The following is a 19,359-nucleotide window of genomic DNA, read 5'->3' on the forward strand; positions in this document are numbered from 1 at the left end:
CCCTCGGTTTGCCGTTTCTTGACCGACCGTACGCCCCTGTTCCGGACCGCGTTCAACCGCCGGACGCGTGCCGCACGCCGGATGTCCGTCCCCGGTCGGTACACGTAGGCGTTGCCGATCTCCGGCCCTCACCGAGGGAGCCTCAATGCGAAAACGCCTTATCGCCGGCACGGCCGCCGGGCTCGCCGCCGCGGCACTCGCCGCACCGACGACCGCGCAGGCCGGCCCGACCGCACGGCACGTTCTGCTGCTGAGCGTCGACGGCCTGCACGAGTCGGACCTCGTCCGCTACGCCGCCGCGCATCCGACGTCCGCCCTCGCCGGGCTGCTGCGGCGCGGGACGTCGTACCCGCACGCCAGGACGACGACTCCGTCGGACTCCTTCCCCGGGCTGTTGTCGATGGTGACCGGCGGCACCCCGCGCAGCACCGGCGTCTATTACGACGACAGCTACGACCGGTCGCTGTCCGCCCCCGGATCGGCCTGCACGAGCAAGGGCACCGAGGTCGTCTACGACGAGTCCGTCGACCGGGATTCGACCAAGGTCGACGGCGGAGGCGGGCTCGACCCCGCCAAGTTCCCCCGCGACCCGGCGAAGAACTGCGCGCCGGTCGCCCCGCACGCGTACCTGCGGGTCGACACCGTCTTCGAGGTGGCCAAGAAGGCCGGCCTCCGCACCGCGTGGAGCGACAAGCACCTCGCCTACGACATCGTCAACGGGCCGTCCGGCACGGGCGTCGACGACCTGTACACGCCCGAGATCGCGTCGGTGCCCGCATCCGGCACCGCGGGCAATGACGACCTGAAGGTGGCCGGGATCCTGCACGAGGTGGACGGTTACGACCACACCGGCACCCACCGCGCCGACGTGCCCGCGATCTTCGGCATGAACTTCCAGGCCGTGAGCGTGGCCCAGAAGGATCCGGCCGGCGGCTACCAGGCCGGCGGCGCACCCGGCGCCGAGCTGACCGCGGCGCTCGACCACACCGACGCCTCGATCGGCCGCATCGTCGCCGAACTGGGGCGCAGGAACCTGCTCGGCTCGACCGACGTGATCGTCACCGCCAAGCACGGCCAGTCGCCGATCGACAGGAGCAAGCTCAAGATCATCGGCACGGACGTCGTGCCGGGCATCGTCAACGCGGTCAAGCCGGGGCTCGTCGCCCAGGCGACGCAGGACGACGTCGGGCTGATCTGGCTGACCGACCAGTCGAAGACGGCCGCGGCGGCGGCCGCGCTGCGCGAGCACGCGGCCAGTGCGGGGATCGCCAGGGTGCTGGCAGGCGAGGACGTCGTCCGCCGGTTCGGCGACCCGCGCCGTGACCCCCGGGTGCCGGACCTGGTCGTGATCACCAAGCCCGGTGTGATCTACACCAAGCCGGGCAAGAAGATCGCCGAGCACGGCGGCTTCAGCGCTGACGACACCCACGTCGCCCTGGTCGCCGCGGGTCCGGGCTTCCGGCACACGACGATCGGCGGGCACGTACGGACGACGCAGATCGCACCGAGCATCCTGACGCTGCTGGGCCTCCGGCCCGACGCCCTGCAGGCGGTACGGATCGAGGGCACCCGCCCGCTGCCACGGTGACGCACGCCTGAGGTGTTCACCGGCACCCGCCCGCTGCCACGGTGACGCGCGCCTGAGGTGTTCACCGGACCGGGTGAGCCGTTCGTCTGAGCGGCTCACCCGGCGATGGGCCTCTCAGTCCTCGACGTCGGCGGCGGCCGGGTCGAGGACGCGGGACAGGAACCGGCGGGTCCGCGCGTGCTCCGGGTCGCCGACGACCTTCGACGGCGGCCCCTCCTCGACGATGACGCCGCCGTCCATGAACACGACCCGGTCGGCGACCTCGCGGGCGAAGCTCATCTCGTGGGTGACGACCAGCATGGTCATCCCTTCGAGGGCGAGCTTGCGCATGACGGCGAGCACGTCGCCGACGAGCTCGGGGTCGAGCGCGGAGGTCGGCTCGTCGAACAGCATGACCTCCGGGCCCATGGCCAGCGCGCGGGCGATCGCCACGCGCTGCTGCTGGCCGCCGGACAGCTGCGCCGGGTACGCGTCCACCTTGTCCGCCAGGCCCACGCGGGCGATGTTCTCCCGCGCGACGCGCTCGGCTTCCGCCGCGGAGCGCCGCAGCACCTTGCGCTGGGCGATGGTCACGTTGCCGAGCACGGACAGGTGCGGGAACAGGTTGAACTGCTGGAACACCATGCCGATGCGGCGGCGCGCCGCGTCGATGTCGACGTCCGGGTCGGTCAGCTCCACGCCCCCGACGTACACCTCTCCGGCGGTGGGCTCCTCCAGGAGGTTCACGCAGCGCAGCAGCGTGGACTTGCCGGAGCCGGACGGCCCGATGATGCACACGACCTCGCCGCGCCGGACCTCGAAGTCGATGCCTTGCAGCACCTCCAGGTCGCCGAACGCCTTGTACAGCTCGACGACCTGGACCGCCGCGCCGTCGTTCACGACCGTCACCGCTGCCCCCTCTTCTGCCGGGCCTCCAGCCGCCGCGCCAGGTGGCTGAGCGGGATCGTGATGATCAGGTAGCAGATGGCGGCGACGATGATCGGCGTGGCGTTGCCCTGCTGGCCGGCCACGTCCTGGGCCATCTTCGCCAGCTCCCGCTGCTGCAGCGTGATGCCGAGGAACAGGGCCAGCGAGGAGTCCTTGAACAGCAGGACCAGCTCGTTGGTCAGCGGCGGGATCACGATCCGCAGCGCCTGCGGGACGATGATCGTGCGCATCGCCCGCCCGTGCGACATGCCGAGCGTCCGCGCCGCCTCCATCTGGCCGCGCGGCACGGCCTCGATGCCGGCCCGGATCGTCTCGGCCATGTACGCCGCCGAGACCAGCCCGAGGGCGAGGGCGGCCTGGCCGTACACGCCGCCGGGGATGTTGACCCCCGGGAAGGCGAGCGGGATGCCGTTGCCCACGAAGATGAAGATCAGCAGCGCGGGCAGCCCGCGGAAGACCTCGATGTAGGCGAGGGCGAACCAGCGGTACGGCGGCACCGACGACAGCCGCATCAGCGCCAGCAGCAGCCCGGACACCAGGCCGAGCCCGAACCCGGTAAGCGTGAACAGCAGGGTGTTCCGGAGCCCGACCGTGATGATGTCGGGGAACAGCGTCTTGGCGACGTGCCACTCGGCGAAGTTGGTCTTCAGCGAACCCCAGTCCGCCAGCGACGCGAGCAGCACGACGGCGACGATGAAGATGCCGTACTCGCCGCCCAGGATGAGCCGGCGGCGCTGCCTCCGGGTCAGCCGCGGCGCCGCCTCCGCGTGTTGAGTCATCTGCGGCCTCTCGGATCGATCAGCGGCGCGCTCAGGCGTTCGCCGGCATCGGGCCGATCCACTTTTCGTAGATCTTCTTGTACTCGCCGTTCTGCCGCGACTCGTCGATCGCCTGGTTGATCAGCGCGAGCAGCTTGGGGTTCTTGCCCTTGCGGACGGCGAAGCCGTACTGCTCGCCGGTGTTGAGACTGGCCGCCACGGCGTACTTGGCGTTCGCGGGGTCCTTGAGCCAGCCCTGGACGACCGGGTAGTCCTCGACGATCACGTCGACCTGGCCGCTGCGCAGGCCGTTGAGCAGGCTCGTGGAGTCCTTGAAGGACTTGGAGTCGATGCCCTTGGAGTGGACGTAGTCCTCACCCGTGGTGCTCGCCTGGGAGCCGACCTTCAGCTTCTGCGCCTTCACCGCGTCCAGCGACGTGAAGCTCAGGCCCTTCTTGGCCATGATCGCCTGAGTCGCATTGAAGTACGGCTTGGTGAAGTCGATGAACTTCGCCCGCTCCGGCTTGATCGTCATACCCGCGGCGGCGACATCGCACTTCCCACCGTTCAGCGCGACCCCCGTCTTGATCGTCTCGAACGGCGTGTCGACCACCTGCTGGGTCACACCGAGCTTCTTGGCGACCAGGTCGATCATGTCGACGTCGAAGCCGACGACCTTGCCGCCCTGGGCCGACTGGAACGGCGGGTACGGCAGGTGGGTGCAGGTGGTGAGCTTGCCCTTCTTCACCAGCTTGGCGCCCTGCACCGTCGCCCCGTCTCCCCCACTGCTGCAGGCGGTGAGGGCGAGAGCGGCCGCACAGAGCCCTGCGGTGGCGGCGGCAAGCCGGCGACGAATAGCCACAATTCCTCCATAAGCCATGAAAACAACTGTCCGACTATGTCATATCAGTCACCACCTGCAGATACTCCAGCGGGTCACGACTTGATCACAGTCAGGAAGCGGGCCGCCACCGGCGCGGCCACCTGCCCGCCGTCGCCGCCGTGCAGGACGAACACCGCGAAGGCCAGATCCCCCCGGTAGCCGATGAACCACGCGTGGGTACGGCCCTGGGCATCATATTCGGCGGTCCCGGTCTTGCCCGACGTGCCGGCCGGAAGCCCGGCGTGCGCCGCGGTCCCCCGCGTGACGACCGCGCCCATCATCGACCGCAGCCCCGTCACCGCCGCCGACGGCAGCGGCCGGACCGTCCCCTTCGCCGCGAGGCGCGCGGGCACCAGGCGCGGAGAGCGGTACGAGCCGTCGGCCACGGCCGCGGCGACGACGGCCATGGCGAGCGGGCTCGCCTGGACCTTCCCCTGACCGATGGACGCCTCGGCCAGTCCATTGGCGCCGTCCAGGTCCGGGAAGTCGCCGGAGTACGCGTCGCTGCCCGGGTCGAAGTGGGCGCCGAACCCGAAGGCGGCGGCGCTCGCGCCGAGCCGCCCGGCGCCGGTGCTCACCCCGAGTGTGGCGAAGGTCGTGTTGCAGGACTCGGCGAACGCGTCGGCGAGCGGCACGCGCCCCAGGGCGAGGTCGCCGTGGTTGTGGATGGTCCGTTGCCCCGCCACCGTGACAGCCGGGCAGTCCACCGGGCTGGACGGCGTCATGCCGCCGTCCAGCAGGGCCGCCGCCGTCACCACCTTGAAGGTCGACCCCGGCGGATACAGGCCCAGGAACGCGCCCTTGGCGACCGGCAGCCGGTCGGCGACCGCCAGGATCTCGCCCGTCGACGGACGGATCGCGACCAGCGCGGCCGACGCCGACCCGACGGCCGTGTCGGCGGCGGCCTGCGCGCGCCGGTCGATGGTCGTACGGAGAGGATGGGCGTCCTTCCCGCCGAAGGTCTTGAGCCGCACGGCCACCTGCCCGGGATTCCGGATCTGCACCGCCCACCCGGGACTCCCTTCTTCGGAGTCGTCGGCGAGACCGGCGAGGTACGGCTGCACGCTGCTGTCGCCGGGCAGCGGCCTGCCGTCCGCGGCGACGGGGGCGGCCGACGCGGACTCGATCCGGGTGAGGAACCACTCCCCGCCGTCGGCCAGGGCGGGATGCAGGGTGGCGGGCGACCACTGCACCCGCCAGGCGCCGTCCAGCCGGGCGAGCCGCAGGGTCGCGTGGAAGCTCCACTCGCCGACGCCGTCCAGTCCGCGGGTGACGGCGTAGTCGACGGACGCCTCGTCCCCGTGCCGCACCGGACGGCCCGGGGTGAAGTTCACCCAGTCCACGTGCAAGGCCCGTGACAGGGCCCGGTGCCGGTCGGCGAAGTCGTCGGGCGGGTCGGCGACCAGCCGCCCCATCGCGGCGAAGTCGCCGTTCTCCCAGGCGCGGAAGTAGGCGCTCGCGGCCTTCTCCGGCGTCGCCGGACCGCTCGGCCGGCGTAACGCGGCGCAGGAGAAGGCGGCCACCACGACCAGCAGGATCACCCCGGCCGCGAGCACGGCGACCTTACGCATTCGGACCCCCGGCGACGACGTCTGAGTCGATCAATAAGTCGATCATTCGCCGCCACGCGAAGGCGATGGTCTGACCGCTTCCGGTCGGCTCACCCGGCGGGCCGGGACTCGTCAGCCTGCGGCGTCGGGTGGCATCAGCCTGCGACGTCGCCGCGTGGCATCGGGCCCATCCAGCGCTCGTACGTCCGCCGGTAGGTGCCGTCTCGCCGGATCTGCGCGATGACCTGGTCGAGCAGCCGTACGAGGGCGGGGTTGTGGCCCTTGCGCACGGCGAAGCCGTACTGCTCGTGGGTGCGCAGCCCCGGGATGAGGACGAAGCCGGCGTTGGCCTCGTCGGTGAGCCAGTAGCGCACGACCGGGTCGTCCTGGACGAGCACGTCGATCTGGCCGGTGCGCAGCGCGTCGAGCTCGGTCGTGGCGTTCTCGTACGCCTTCGGCTGCCATCCCTGGCCGCGCGCGTACGCCTGCCCGGTCGTGCCGGCGACCACGCCCACCCGCAGCCCGCCCGGCCCGAACGCGCCGGGCGTGACGCGCTCGCCGCGGCGGGCCATCAGCACCTGCCCGGAGTCGAAGTACGGCCGGGAGAAGTCGACCTCCGCCGCCCGCTGCGGGTTGATCGTCATCCCGGCGGCCGCCACGTCGCAGGCGGCGACCGCGAACGCCTGGCCGGAGGTGATCGCGGTGAACCGGGTGTCGACGATCCGCTGCCGGACGCCCAGCCGCCGGGCGACCAGGTCGATCAGGTCGACGTCGAATCCGACGATCGCCTTGCCCCGCTGGAACTGGAACGGGGCGTACGGCAGGTGGGTGCAGGTGGTCAGCGCGCTCCGGGTGACCAGGTGGACGCCTCGCAGGGTCTGGCCGGCCGGCGCGCAGGCGGCCAGCAGGCAGGCCGCCGCCATCGCGGGCAGGGCGGACGCCCGCGAAAGAGTGGTCAGGTGCACGATGCCTCCGAGGGGGTTCCATCCATCCCGCTCACGCATCAGAGTCAATCAGTCGCACTCAGTGACGTCCATGTCGATCACGCCGCCCGCCTCCGCGAGCGCGTCACCCGCCGCCGTGCGCGCGTACAGCACGCGCCGCCCGACCCGGCGGCCCGTCACCAGGCCGCAGGCGCGCAGAACGCCGAGGTGCTGACTGATCGCCCCCGGCGTCACCGCGAGCCGCCGGGCGAGGTCCGTCGTCGACGCGGGGCCCGCGAGCGCGAGGAGCAGTCCCGCCCTGCGCCGGCCGATCAACGCGGCGAGGGCGTCCGGGGGCGCCGCCGGGGCCGTCTCCCACAGCGTCGCGACACCGTTCGCCGGGTAGCTCAGCATCGGCCGGTACGGCGGGGTCATCACCGAGACGGAGGGCCAGACGAACGCGCTGGGCACCAGGATCAGCCCGTGCCCGGCCAGAGCGCCCCGGTAGTGCCACGTGCGCTGGACGGCGAGCCGGTCGCCGTGCCAGCGGACCCCCTCGTGGAGCCCGGCGAAGAGCCCCTCCGCCCCCCGCTCGGTGAGGGCGCGGGACCGCCGGAGCACGTCGGTCTCCAGCAGCGCCTGGATCCTCGGCCAGTATTCCTCGAGCGCCACCTCCCAGTAGGCGCCGAGCAGGTCCGTGACGTGCGCGAGCGTGCGCTCGGGCTCCTCGATCATCGCCCGGCGCCGCTCGTCGAGCGGGGCGGTGCCCTTGCTGCGCAGCCCGACGTGCCGGATCTCCTCGACGACCAGGTGGGCGGGCGTGGCCCGGACCAGGGCGAGCTCCGTGGCGAAGTCGGGCAGCGGGGACTCCGGCGGCGGCGTGAGGAAGTCGGGGATGTATCCCTCGGCGGGGACCAGCGCGTGCAGCGGCGTCAGATCGAGCCGGCGCAACCGGGGCCGTACCGCGCGCACCCACGGCATCTGCAGCGCGCGCCGCGAGGGGTCGGCCAGCACGCGCAGGCTGTGCGCGAGCTCCCAGAGCGGCGAGAACGCGAACCGGACGCGCGCGACGTCGTCCGGGGTGAAGAGGAACTCGATCATTTAGGCACCGCTAAAAGATTTTCACGCGGGCCCACCGGTTGTCGACCATTCCCCCATGACGTCCGTCGAGGAGATCCCCGTTCCCCCGCCCACCCGTCTCCCCGCGTTCCTGTACACGCGTGTGGGCGGCCTGCCGCGCGCCTTCTGGGTGCTGTGGACCGGCAGCTTCGTCAACCGGCTCGGCACGATGGTCGAGCCGTTCCTCGCCTTCTACCTCACGGGGGTGCGCGGCCTGTCGGTGGCCGCGACCGGGCTCGTGCTCGCGCTGTTCGGTCTCGGCTCGATCGTGTCGCAGATCGTCGGCGGGGTGCTCGCCGACCGGGTCGGGCGGCGCGCCACCCTGACCGGCGGGATGCTGGCGACCGCGGCGGCGATGCTCGCGCTCGGGTACGCCACCACGACGCCGGTCCTGATCGCGCTGGTGTTCGTGCTCGGCCTGACCATCGACGCGTACCGCCCCGCCTCGCAGGCGCTGCTGGCGGACCTGATCGGCCCCGCCGAGCGGACCCGCGCGTTCGGGCTGCTGTTCTGGGCGATCAACCTCGGCTTCGCGGTGGCGATGGTGCTCGGCGGGACGCTGGCGCGCGCGGGGTTCACCTGGCTGTTCTGGGTGGACGCGGCCACCTCCGTGGTGTGCGGCGTCCTGGTCTGGCGGGCGGTGCCCGAGACCCGGAAACGGCGCGCGGAACGCGAACCCGGCGGCTTCGCGGACGTGCTGCGGGACCGGGTCGCGGTCGCCTCGGTGCTGGTCGTCCTGTGCTACGCGTTCGTCTACCTGCAGGCGTACTCGACGCTGCCGCTCGCGATGCGGCACGCGGGCCTGGCCCCGTCGGCGTACGGCTACGCGATGGCGGTCAACGGCATCGGGATCGTCATCGTCCAGCCGCTGATCGGCGCCTGGCTCGGCCGGCGCGACCACAGCCGGGTCCTGGCCGGGGGCGTGGCCGTGGTGGGTGCCGGGTTCGGGCTGACCGCGCTCGCCTCGTCGGCGTGGGCGTTCGCGGCGGCGGTCCTGGTGTGGACGCTGGGCGAGATCCTCTTCGCGTCGGTGTCCAGCGCGATCATCGCGGACCTCGCGCCCCAGCACCTGCGCGGCCGGTACAGCGGGCTGTACGGCACGGCGTTCTCGATCGCGTCGTTGCTGGGCCCGCCGGCGGGCGGCTGGCTGCTCGGCGTGGCCTCCTGGTCGCCGTGGCTCGTCTGCGCGCTCCTGTGCGGGACGGCCGCCGCCGGCGCGCTCGCGCTCGGCCCGGCCGTACGACGCCGGCGGCAGGCCCTCACTTCTTGAGAACCCGCGCGGGGTGGACTGCGGCGCCCTGATCGGGCGCTCATTCCGCGCGGGCTCTCAGTGACTCGGCATGGGCGCGGGCGCGGGGCGGGCGGGGCGGGATCCGAGTCTCGCGCCCCGCGCCCGCACGTCTCAGTGGCCGAAGTCGAACCAGTTGACGTTGACGAAGTCGGCGGGCTGGCCGCTGGTGAAGGTCAGGTACACGTCGTGCACGCCGGTGACCCCGGCGATGTTGGCGGGGACCGTGCGCCAGCTCTGCCAGCCTCCGGTGTTCGCGACGGCGAAGCTTCCGATCGGCGCGTTCGCCCGGTCGTCGAGGCGCACCTCGACCAGCCCGCTCACCCCGCCGGCGGCGCCGCTCGCGACCCGCGCGTAGAACTGCGTGGCGGCGGTGGAGCCGAAGTCGACGCCCTTGTACAGCGCCCAGTCGCCGTTGGCGATCGAGCCGACGTCCTGCCCGCCGCCGCTGTCGGTCGTCGTCTCGGTGCTCAGGCCGGACTGCTGGTCGTACGACTCGGCCTGGATCGGGGCGTACGCGTCGTGGCTCCCCGACGGGGGCGGGGTGGTGCCTCCGCCGCCGGTCTGCCAGGCCGCGACGTAATCGACCAGCATGGGGCTGCCGGGGACGGTGCCGGAGTCCGGGCCGCCGCCGTACGCCGCCGGGAAGCCGCCGCCCATCGCGACGTTGAGGATGATGAAGTATCCGTGGTTCGTCGCGTTGGCCCAGGTGGTGGCGTCGACCTGGTCGGCGCGGACGGTGTGGAAGTTCACGCCGTCGAGGTAGAAGCGCATCTGCTCGGGGCTCGTGCTCCGGTCCCACTCGAGGGCGTACGTGTGGAAGTCGGCCTGGCAGGTCGTCGGTGAGCAGGCCCGCTGGCCGCCGATACCGGTGGTCTCGTTGCACGGGCCGCCGGGACTGGTGCCGCAGTGCATCGTGGCCCACTCATTGTTGATGCCTTGAACGTTCTCCATGATGTCGAGCTCGCCGATGCCCGGCCAGTTCCACCAGTTCCCGCGGTAGGGGGCGCCCAGCATCCAGAACGCGGGCCAGTAGCCGTGCGCCGCAGCGCCCGTGACGTTCGGCATCTGGATCCGCGCCTCGACCCGGAGCTTCCCGCCGGCGGGCGGCTGGAAGTCCGTACGACGGGTCTCGATGCGGCCGGAGGTCCAGTTGCCGGCGCCGTCGCGCTGCGGCGTGATCCGCAGGTTCCCCGAGCCGTCCAGGGAGACGTTGGACGTCGAGGAGGTCATCGTCTCCACCTCCCCGGTACCGAAATTCGCGGGGCCGCCGGGATAACTCGTCCCGGTGGTGTACTGCCAGTTCGCGGTGTCGACGCCCGAGCCGGCGGGGCCGTTGAAATCGTCGGTGAAAACCGTCGTCCAACCGGGTGGGGCGCCGGGCGCGGACGCGTGGGCCGGGCGGGAGACGGCCGTCGCGGCGGCGCCCGCGACGGCCAGGGCGGACAGCAGGGAGAGAAGGGCACGGGGCACGCGCCGGCCGTGCCTGACGGAGGACGCACTCATCGGGACCTCTCTTCGAGAGCGGGGCGGGGGGCCATGAGCGCGCAGTCAGGAGGCTGCGGCCTCACTGTCCCTCTTTCGACAAATGAGGTCAAGGCATGAACGCATGCCCGTTGAGTCCGAATTTCTGCGTTCAACTAGTAAACGAAACTGATCCTCGGGGAGGGGTTGACCAGACCAGTCCGGAATGTCTAACTTCAGGTGGTTAATCCCCTCCGGGACGGCGTACGAGCTGAATGGTGCAGGGTCAGAGCTCCTGTGTCCTGGCGCGCGGACTGTCCGTTCTCCGGGAACGGAACTTCCGCTGGTTCTTCGTCGGTCAGTGCACCTCGATGCTCGGCGACGGGATGGTCGCGCCGGCGCTCGCCTTCGCCGTCCTCGGTCTCACCGGCCGCGCCTTCGACCTCGGCGTCGTCCTCGCCGCCGGGTCCGCCTCCCAGGTCCTGTTCACGCTGGCCGGCGGGGTCATCGCCGACCGGCTCCCCCGGCACACGCTGATCCTCGGCACCGACCTCGTCCGCGCCGTCGTCCAGGGCGTCTCGGCGACCCTTCTGATCACCGGATCCGCGCGGATCTGGCACCTGCTGCTCTTCCAGACGGTGCACGGGATCGCCGCCGCGCTGTCCGGACCGGCCGTACCCGGGATCGTGCAGGCGACGACCAGGCCGGAGCAGCGGCAGCCCGCCAACGCCCTGCGCGTCCTGGCCCTCTCGACGTCACTGCTCACCGGGCCCGCGGTCGCCGGCGCCCTCGTCGTCGGCGTCGGCCCCGGGTGGGCGATCGCCGCCGACTCCGCGACCTTCGCCGTCAGCGCCGCCTGCCTGTCCCGGGTCCGCCTGCGGCGGGCCGGTCACGAACGGGCGCGACGGTTCACCCGCGACCTGGCCGACGGCTGGCGGGAGTTCCGGTCCCGGCGCTGGGTGTGGAGCGTCATCGTCGCCGCCTCCCTCGTCAACCTGCTCTACGGCGCGTTCTCCGTGCTCGGCCCGACGATGAGCGCCCGGTCGTTCGGCGGGGCGGGGGCGTGGGCGCTGATCTCGGCGACGTTCGGCGCCGGCTGCCTCGGCGGCGGCATGATCGCCCTGTGCGTACGGCCGCGGTTCCCGCTGCGCTCCGGCGTGGCGATGATGGCGCTGTTCGCCTTCCCGACCCTCGCCCTCGCCGCCGGTCTCACGGTGACCGGCATCGCGGTGGCGGCGTTCTGCGGCGGCGTGGTCCTCATGGTCTTCAACACGCTGTGGGAGACCGCCCTGCAGCAGCACATCCCGGCGACCGCGCTGTCGCGCGTCAGCGCCTACGAATGGGCGGGCGCGATCGCCTGCCAGCCGCTGGGCCTCGCGCTGGTGGCGCCCGTGGCCGGCCAGTTCGGCCTGCACACCACCCTCTGGACGGCGGGGACGCTCCAGATCCTCGTCGTCCTCACCCCGCTGCTCTTCTCCGAGGTACGGACGCTGGGGTCCCGGCCCGGCGACCGGCCCGCCTGACCGTACGGGGGACGCGGGTCACCGTCCGCACTTCCGTCGGCCCGGGCATCCCCCCTGCGGCTCCGCCCTCTCCGCGCCCAGGACCTGCCAGAAGGCGGTATCGGGACGAACCGTTGACCGGTAGATTCACGGTGCACGTCATGATCGAGAGATTGTTCACCTACAGGTTCACGATCCGGGGGAACGGATGGAGCTTCGGGATATCGAGATCTTCTTGACCCTCGCCGAGGAGCTGCACTTCGGCCGCACCGCCGAGCGGCTCCACATCACCCCGTCCCGCGTCAGCCAGGCGATCAAGAAGCAGGAGCGCCAGATCGGCGCGCCGCTGTTCGACCGCACCTCCCGCGTCGTCCGGCTTACCCCCCTCGGCGAGCAGCTGCAACGGGACCTGAGCGCCGGGTACCGGCGGATCGGGGAAGGGATCGAGGCCGCGAAGGCCTCCGTCCACGGCACCTCGGGGACGCTCACACTGGGCACGATCGGCCCGTTCTCCCTGCATATCGGCGGCGTCCTCGACCTGTTCCAGACCCGCCACCCCGATGCCCGGGTGCTGCACCGCGAGGTCCAGCCGCCGTCCCCGCTGGATCTGCTCAGGTCGGGCGAGGTCGACGTGGCGCACCTGTGGCTGCCGGTCCGCGAACCCGACCTGACCGTCGGCCCGCTGACGCACACCTCTCCGGTCCTGCTGATGGTCTCCTCCACCCACCCGTTCGCCGGACAGGACTCGATCTGCCTCGAGGACCTCGGCGACTGCGCCGTGGTGCAGGGCAAGTCGATCCCGGCCTACATGGAGGAGACCTTCAACCCCTACCGCACTCCCGCCGGCCGCCTCATCCGTCGCGGTCGTAAGGTCTCCACCTGGCAGGAGGCGCTCAACGCCGTTTCCTCCGGCCAGGCCGTCGCCGGGGTCACCGCCGAGGTCACCGACTTCTACCCCTGGCCGACTCTCGCCTTCGTCCCCATCCGCGACGCCGCCCCGTGCCAGTGGGCCTTGGTCTGGCGCACCGCCGCCGAGACCCCGCTCATCCGCGCCCTCGCCCAGGCCGCCGCCGACTTCGCGAAGACCGCCCATGACGACGCCCCGGCCACCGTCCAGGAACATCTCGCTTAGGGCCTGTCTCGAAGCCCCACTGTCCTACGGACGGGGATTTCGAGGCAGGCCATAGGCTCGGAGGAGTGGTACAGCTTCGCATCGCACTCGCCCAGGTGAACGCGACCGTCGGCGACCTCGCGGGCAACGCCGGCCGCACCGTCGACTGGGCCCGGCGCGCCGCCGGCCGCGGCGCGCACCTCGTCGTCTTTCCCGAGATGTTCCTCACCGGCTACCCGGTGGAGGACCTCGCGCTGCGCAGGTCGTTCGTGGACGCGTCGATCGCCGCTCTGGAGGCGACCGCCCGGCGGCTCGCCGACGAGGGGCTCGGCGGGCTGCCGGTCGTGCTCGGCCACCTCGACCGGCGCGCCGACGTCGTCGACCGCGTCGGCCAGCCCGCCGGCGCGCCGCTCGACGCGGCGGCAGTGCTCCACCAGGGCCGGGTCGTCGTCCGTACCGCAAAGCACCACCTGCCCAATTACGGCGTCTTCGACGAATACCGCTACTTCGTCCGCGGCGACCGGCTGCCGGTGTTCCGGCTGCACGGCGTCGACGTCGCCGTGGCGATCTGCGAGGACCTCTGGCAGGAGGGCGGCCCGGTCACCGTGACCCGCGAGGCCGGCGCGCAGCTGCTGGTCGTCCCGAACGCCTCGCCGTACGAGCGCGACAAGGACGACGTCCGGCTGGCGCTGTGCGCGCGACGGGCCCGTGAGGCGGGCTGCGCCCTCGCGTACGTCAACCTGGTCGGCGGGCAGGACGAGCTCGTCTTCGACGGCGACTCGGTCATCGTCACCGGCGAGGGCGAGCTGATCGCCCGCGGTCCGCAGTTCGAGGAGGACCTGCTCGTCGCCGACCTGGAGCTGCCGCCCGCGCCGGCGGAGTTCACGCCGGGCGAGACGCCCGCCGACGGCCACGACGGGACGACCATCACGATCGAGCGCGTGCTGCTGTCCGCCGATCCGGTCGAGCCGTACGCCCCGGAAAAGCCGCCCTGCGCCGAACCCCTCGGTGACCTCGGCGAGGTGTACGGCGCGCTGGTGCTCGGCGTGCGCGACTACGTCCGCAAGAACGGCTTCCGCTCGGTGATCCTCGGGCTGTCCGGCGGCATCGACTCGGCGCTGGTCGCCACGATCGCCGCCGACGCGATCGGCCCCGAGAACGTCCGCGCCGTCCTCATGCCGAGCCGCTACTCCAGCGACCACTCGATCACCGACGCCGAGGACCTCGTCAAGCGGCAGGGCCTCCACGCGCGCACCGTGCCGATCCGCGGCATGGTCGACGCCTACGAGGCCGAGCTCGAGCTGCACGGGCTCGCCGCCGAGAACCTCCAGGCGCGTGTCCGCGGCAACATCCTCATGGGCCTGTCCAACGAGCACGGCCACCTGGTGCTCACCACCGGCAACAAGAGCGAGCTGGCCACCGGCTACTCCACGCTGTACGGCGACTCCGCCGGCGGGTACGGGCCGATCAAGGACGTCCCGAAGACCACGGTGTTCGCGCTGTCCCGCTGGCGCGACGAGCGGACCGACGGCGGGCACCCCTTCGTGCGCCCCTCCGAGGCCCCGCCGATCCCGCGGAACATCATCGACAAGCCGCCGTCCGCCGAGCTGCGCCCCGGCCAGCTCGACACCGACTCCCTCCCGCCGTACGACGTCCTCGACGCGCTCCTGGACGACTACGTCGAGAAGGACCTGGGCCGCGACGAGCTGATCGCGGCGGGCCACGACCCAGGGCTGGTCGAGCGGGTCATCCGACTGGTCGACGCGGCCGAGTACAAGCGCCGCCAGTACCCGCCCGGGCCGAAGATCACCCCGAAGAACTTCGGCCGCGACCGCCGGCTCCCCATCACCAGCAGGTGGCGCGAGATCGTCGCCCCGCACACCACCGACCCCGCCCGCGTGGCGAAGGAGCAGACCGCGAAGGACGCCTGAGCGGGCTCAGAAGGCCGCCTGACCTCGATCATCGGTCTCGAGTGCGTCCGGGCGGAGCGGGCCGGGTCTGACGGTCGGCACCTGGCGGCCGGGCCGTCGGTCATCCGGCCGAAGTCATCCCGCGGCTTTGCGCACGCCGTCGGCCAGGGTGTTCGCGACGGCTTCGCCGGCGGCCGTGTCAGGTGGGCTGACCTGGTCCAGCAGTGCGTCGAGTGACAGCTCCAGAACCCCGGCGACGGCGACGACCGTGAAGAAGGCCGGGGTGGGGATACGGCCCCTCTCGATCTTCCGCAGCGTCTCGGGGGAGATCCCGGCCCGGAGTGCCACGTCGGTGATGCTGCGCGAACCCCTGGCCTCGCGCAGCAGGTCGCCCAGCCGTTCCCCGCGCAGGCGGTCGGCGATCGACAGCGGTTCTCGTACCATGGGCCCAATACTAATACCGGTATAGTTATTGGAATCCAGAAGGAGGCAGGAGTTGATCGAGCTCAAGACCGCCGCCGAGATCGAGGTGATGCGTGCGGCCGGCCGGGTCGTCGCGGCGGTGCACGCGCAGGTCCGCTCGCACGCGGCCGTCGGAGTGTCCCTGCGCGAGCTCGACGAGCTGGCCCGCCAGATCATGCACGAGGCCGGGGCCGGATCGTCCTTCCTCGGCTACCACCCGTCGTTCGGCGCCACTCCCTACCCTGGCGTGATCTGCACCTCGGTGAACGAGGTCATGCTGCACGGCCTGCCCACCGGCTACCGGCTCCGTGACGGCGACCTGCTGAGCGTCGACTGCGGCGCCCACATCGATGGCTGGCATGCCGACGCGGCCGTCAGCTTCTGCGTCGGCCGGGACCGCCAGGGCGACGGCGACCTGATCGCGACGGCCGAGCGCATGCTGGCCGCCGGGATCGAGAAGGCCGTGCCCGGCGCGCGGCTGGGCGACATCGGCCAGACCATGTCCCGCATCGGCCGCGCGGCCGGCTACGGCATCCAGAACGACTTCGCCGGCCACGGCATCGGGCGGGCCATGCACGAGGGCCCGTTCGTGCCCAACGAGGGCCGCCCAGGGCACGGCATGCGGCTCCGCCCCGGCCTGGTCATCGCCATCGAGCCGAGCCTGATGTCCGGAGGCGGGGACGACTATCAGATGGCCGAGGACGGCTGGTCCCTGTGCAGCGGTGACGGCAGCCGCACGGTCCACGTCGAGCACTCGGTGGCGGTCACCGACGACGGACCGGTCGTCCTGACCCTCCCCTGACGCCCGCGAGGCTGAGCGGGGCTCAGGACGAGGCCGTCGCCGTCAGCTCCTTGGAGACGCGTTCCAGCATGAAGGCGGAGGACTCGCGGGCGCGTTCCTCCCAGGCGAAAACGCAGACCGTGGCGACACCGTCGAACTCCAGCTCGCGGAGCGTGCCGAAGAAGACGTCCCAGTCGACCTCGCCCTGGCCGACGTCCAGATGCTGGTGGACGCGAGCCGGGGTGCCGGGCGGGTTGAGGATGTAGCGCAGACCCGACGAGCCCTTGTGATCGAAGGAGTCGGCGATGTGGACGTGAGCGAGCTTGTCCCCGGCGTAGCGCATCATCGAGGCGATGTCGGCTCCCGGGTCCTCGCCGGACAGGTGGAAGGTGTGCGGCGCGCAGTACAGGTAGTTCACCCACGGCTTGTTGATGGCCCTGACCAGGTCCACGGCCTGGTCGTTGACCTCACAGAAGTCGTCGGGATGCGCTTCGAGGTTGAGCGCGATGCCCTCCCGTTCGAGGATCGGCAGCAGCTCGTCCAGCGAGCGCCAGAACGCGGCCTCGCTCTCGGCGGCCCGCTCGGGGCGGCCGTTGAACTCGGAGTTCATCAGCGTGCACTCGAGCTCGACGGCGACCTCGATCATGCGCTTCCAGTAGCGCACGGCGGCCTGCCGCTCGGTCTCGTCGGTGCTGGACCACTTGTACAGCGGGAGGATGGAGGCCAGCTCCACACCGGTCTCGCGCAGGGCCGTTCTGAGCTCGGCGACCTTCGCGTCGTCGGCCCGGGGGTGCAGGAAGAACGGCATGAAGTCGGGCCGGGGCGACAGCTCGATGTGGGAGTAGCCGAGGTCGGCGGCCGTGCGCACCACTTCGGTGAGGGGCAGGGCCCGGAACATGTACGGGTCGAGGGCGATCTTCACTGCTGCGCTCCCGTGTAGAAGGCGGGGCGGGCTTCCAGGTCGACGGCGACGATCTCCTGCGTCTTCAGCGCCTCCACGGTGGCGTCGCCGACCGCGGTCGCCGCGTATCCGTCCCAGGCGGTGGGACCGGTGGCGGTGCCGGCCGAGGCGGCGTCGACCCAGGCCTGGATCTCGGTGTCGAAGGCGTCGCCGAACCGATCGCGCCAGTCCGAGACGATCGGGGTGCTCTCGCGCCCGTCCTGGCGTACGGCGGGCCGGGCGGGGTCGGGCAGCCGGGCGGCCCCGGTCTCGCCGACGATCTCGCAGCGGATGTCGTAGCCGTACTGGCAGTTGACGAAGACCTCCACGTCGATGCGGACACCGCCGGAGGTCGCGAACAGCATGATCTGCGGGTCCTGGAGGTGCTCGAACCGCCGGCCGGTCGGACGGGGAGTGAGCACCTGCGCCGAGACGATCTCCTCCCCCAGTAGCCAGCGCAGGACGTCGACCTCGTGGATGGCGGTGTCCAGCATTGCCATTTCGGAGGTGTAGGACACCGGTACCGTGGGGTTTCGGTGGGCGCAGTGCACCATCAGCGGTGTGCCGATCCCGTCGGCGTCGACGAGTTCCTTCAGCCGCCGATATCCGGCGTCGTAGCGGCGCATGAAGCCGACCTGGACGAGCCGCCCGCCGTGCGCGACCTCGGCCTCCAGGATGCGCAGGCAGTCGGCCGCGGCGGTGGCGAGAGGCTTCTCACAGAAGACCGGCTTGCGGGCCGCGATGGCGCCCAGCACGTACTCGGCATGTGTCGGCCCCCATGAGGTCACCAGCACGGCGTCCACCTCGGGACTGCCGATCACCTCGGCGCCCGAGGCGTACGCCCGGGCGCCGGTCTCGGCGGCGAGCCGCTCGGCCCGGTCGGCGGTGAGATCGGTGATCGCGACCACCTCGGCGCCGGTGACGACGGTCGTCAGCCGGCGGGTGTGTTCCTGGCCGATCATTCCGGCCCCGATCACTCCGACGCGCAAGGTCATCGTGTCCTCCTCTTCGGTCGTTCGGTCTTGGTACGGGTGGGAATCGGATGCCGGAACGGTCGCTCGGGGCGGCGAGCTCACGCCCCGTAGCGGATCGCGGGGCGGCGGCTTCCGGACAGGCCCTGGCGGCCCAGGTAGTCGCGGGTGCGCACGGCGATGGGGAGCGGAACGTCCGGCGCGCAGGGGTAGAGGTCCTGCTCCACGATCATGAAGAGTTCGGCGTCGAGCTTCGACAGCTCGGCGACGACGTCGGCGGGGTCGGGAACCCCGGCCGGGGGCGAGACGCACACGCCGCGCCGTACGGCCTCGCCGAAGCCGAGGTTCTCCGCGTCGACCTGGGCGAGCACCTCCGGGTCCATCTGTTTGATGTGCACGTAGCCGACGCGCTCGCCGTACCGGCGGATCAGGTCGACGGCGTCGCCGCCCCCGTAGGCGACGTGGCCGGTGTCCAGGCACAGGTTGACGTAGCGGGAGTCGGTGCCGTCCAGGAGGCGTTCGATCTCGGCCTGGGTCTGGATGTGGCTGTCGGCGTGCGGGTGGACGACGAGCCGGACGTTGTACCGTTCCAAGAGGATCTTGCCGAGTTCGTCGGCGGCGGTCGTGAGGGTGCCCCACCGGCCGGGCGTGAGGGTGGGCTCCTCGGTGAACTCGCCGGTCTTCTCGTCGCGGAACATCGGCGGGATGAAGACCAGGTGGTGCGCGCCGGCGGCGGCGGTCAGCTCGGCGACGCGGCCGACCTCGGCGAGCATCGTGTCCCACTCCTGCGGGCGGTGCAGGGCCCCGAAGGTGGTGCCGCCGGAGACGCTCAGGCCACGCGAGCCGACCTCCTCGGCCAGCCGCTCCGGGTCGGTCGGCAGATAGCCGTACGGGCCGAGTTCCAGCCACTGGTATCCGGCCTGCGCGAGCTCGTCCAGGAAGCGGGTGAAGTGGACCTGGCGCTCGTCCTCGGGGAACCAGACGCCCCAGGAGTCGGGCGCCGAGCCGAGGCACAGGTTGCCCACGACGGGGCCGGAGATCGTCGTCATCGCGTGAGTCCTTTCGAGGTGAGCAGGCTCAACCTGCGGCGGGGAAGCCGACCCCTGGCGCTGGCCTGACGTACTGACGTGGAGCGCTCTACTAGAGCGCTCTAGCTCTCGCTCACTATGAGTGGGGTCACTC

Annotated in this window: 17 protein-coding genes; 6 read left to right on the plus strand and 11 right to left on the minus strand. The window is 71.7% G+C overall.

The annotated features are described in order from the left end of the window. Positions 1–145 precede the first annotated feature (145 nt). On the plus strand, positions 146–1,588 hold the full coding sequence (locus ACYVF7_RS43835) for an alkaline phosphatase family protein (protein WP_460351881.1): 1,443 nt from the start codon (positions 146–148) through the stop codon (positions 1,586–1,588). A 114-nt stretch (positions 1,589–1,702) separates the two neighbouring features. Here the strand turns inward: ACYVF7_RS43835 and ACYVF7_RS43840 are convergent, their stop codons facing one another. The 6 genes from ACYVF7_RS43840 to ACYVF7_RS43865 form a co-directional block, all read right to left on the minus strand. Continuing rightward, positions 1,703–2,476, minus strand: a complete 774-nt coding sequence (locus tag ACYVF7_RS43840) for an amino acid ABC transporter ATP-binding protein (protein ID WP_460351882.1) — start codon at positions 2,474–2,476, stop codon at positions 1,703–1,705. Next, positions 2,473–3,294 (minus strand): amino acid ABC transporter permease, encoded by an 822-nt coding sequence (locus ACYVF7_RS43845; RefSeq protein ID WP_460351883.1) that lies wholly within the window; start codon positions 3,292–3,294, stop codon positions 2,473–2,475. The genes ACYVF7_RS43840 and ACYVF7_RS43845 overlap by 4 nt, the downstream gene beginning before the upstream one ends. A 31-nt stretch (positions 3,295–3,325) precedes the next feature. Further along, a complete protein-coding gene (locus ACYVF7_RS43850; RefSeq protein WP_460351884.1) occupies positions 3,326–4,135 on the minus strand; it encodes an ABC transporter substrate-binding protein in 810 nt (269 codons plus the stop codon). Between the two features lie 74 nt (positions 4,136–4,209). Next, a complete protein-coding gene (locus ACYVF7_RS43855) occupies positions 4,210–5,727 on the minus strand; it encodes a penicillin-binding transpeptidase domain-containing protein (protein WP_460351885.1) in 1,518 nt (505 codons plus the stop codon). 134 nt (positions 5,728–5,861) lie between these two features. Then, positions 5,862–6,710: an ABC transporter substrate-binding protein gene (locus tag ACYVF7_RS43860; protein WP_460351886.1), complete on the minus strand. Its 849-nt coding sequence runs from the start codon at positions 6,708–6,710 to the stop codon at positions 5,862–5,864. A gap of 9 nt (positions 6,711–6,719) precedes the next feature. Beyond that, a complete protein-coding gene (locus ACYVF7_RS43865) occupies positions 6,720–7,730 on the minus strand; it encodes an ArsR/SmtB family transcription factor (protein ID WP_460351887.1) in 1,011 nt (336 codons plus the stop codon). A 55-nt stretch (positions 7,731–7,785) separates the two neighbouring features. On the opposite strand from ACYVF7_RS43865, the gene ACYVF7_RS43870 reads away from it, so the two are divergent. Further along, the gene (locus ACYVF7_RS43870; protein ID WP_460351888.1) at positions 7,786–9,018 is read left to right on the plus strand and encodes an MDR family MFS transporter; all 1,233 of its coding nucleotides are present in this window, start codon (positions 7,786–7,788) and stop codon (positions 9,016–9,018) included. A 132-nt stretch (positions 9,019–9,150) separates the two neighbouring features. On the opposite strand, the gene ACYVF7_RS43875 is transcribed toward ACYVF7_RS43870, so the two are convergent. Beyond that, positions 9,151–10,542, minus strand: coding sequence for a glycoside hydrolase family 16 protein (locus tag ACYVF7_RS43875; protein ID WP_460351889.1), 1,392 nt, complete (start codon positions 10,540–10,542; stop codon positions 9,151–9,153). 233 nt (positions 10,543–10,775) lie between these two features. Here ACYVF7_RS43875 and ACYVF7_RS43880 point away from each other — a divergent pair, with 233 nt between their 5' ends. The 3 genes from ACYVF7_RS43880 to ACYVF7_RS43890 all read left to right on the plus strand — a co-directional run bounded on the left by ACYVF7_RS43880 (position 10,776) and on the right by ACYVF7_RS43890 (position 15,044). Further along, entirely contained in the window at positions 10,776–12,023 is a 1,248-nt protein-coding gene (locus ACYVF7_RS43880; protein ID WP_460351890.1) for an MFS transporter, read from the plus strand. Between the two features lie 187 nt (positions 12,024–12,210). Then, a complete protein-coding gene (locus ACYVF7_RS43885; RefSeq protein WP_460351891.1) occupies positions 12,211–13,134 on the plus strand; it encodes a LysR family transcriptional regulator in 924 nt (307 codons plus the stop codon). A gap of 65 nt (positions 13,135–13,199) precedes the next feature. Then, complete coding sequence (locus ACYVF7_RS43890) at positions 13,200–15,044, plus strand: NAD+ synthase (RefSeq protein WP_460351892.1); 1,845 nt, start codon at positions 13,200–13,202, stop codon at positions 15,042–15,044. Positions 15,045–15,158: 114 nt separating this feature from the next. Here the strand turns inward: ACYVF7_RS43890 and ACYVF7_RS43895 are convergent, their stop codons facing one another. Next, a complete protein-coding gene (locus ACYVF7_RS43895; RefSeq protein ID WP_460351893.1) occupies positions 15,159–15,467 on the minus strand; it encodes a helix-turn-helix domain-containing protein in 309 nt (102 codons plus the stop codon). Between the two features lie 52 nt (positions 15,468–15,519). On the opposite strand from ACYVF7_RS43895, the gene map reads away from it, so the two are divergent. Further along, complete coding sequence (gene map, locus ACYVF7_RS43900; protein WP_460351894.1) at positions 15,520–16,287, plus strand: type I methionyl aminopeptidase; 768 nt, start codon at positions 15,520–15,522, stop codon at positions 16,285–16,287. A gap of 22 nt (positions 16,288–16,309) precedes the next feature. On the opposite strand, the gene ACYVF7_RS43905 is transcribed toward map, so the two are convergent. From ACYVF7_RS43905 to ACYVF7_RS43915, 3 genes are all read right to left on the minus strand, one after another. Continuing rightward, positions 16,310–17,188, minus strand: coding sequence for a sugar phosphate isomerase/epimerase family protein (locus ACYVF7_RS43905; RefSeq protein ID WP_460351895.1), 879 nt, complete (start codon positions 17,186–17,188; stop codon positions 16,310–16,312). After that, the gene (locus ACYVF7_RS43910; RefSeq protein WP_460351896.1) at positions 17,185–18,201 is read right to left on the minus strand and encodes a Gfo/Idh/MocA family oxidoreductase; all 1,017 of its coding nucleotides are present in this window, start codon (positions 18,199–18,201) and stop codon (positions 17,185–17,187) included. The genes ACYVF7_RS43905 and ACYVF7_RS43910 overlap by 4 nt, the downstream gene beginning before the upstream one ends. Positions 18,202–18,278: 77 nt before the next feature. After that, entirely contained in the window at positions 18,279–19,226 is a 948-nt protein-coding gene (locus ACYVF7_RS43915) for a TIM barrel protein (RefSeq protein WP_460351897.1), read from the minus strand. Positions 19,227–19,359: the final 133 nt, after the last annotated feature.

The sequence above is a fragment of the Actinoallomurus acanthiterrae genome, assembly GCF_054775715.1.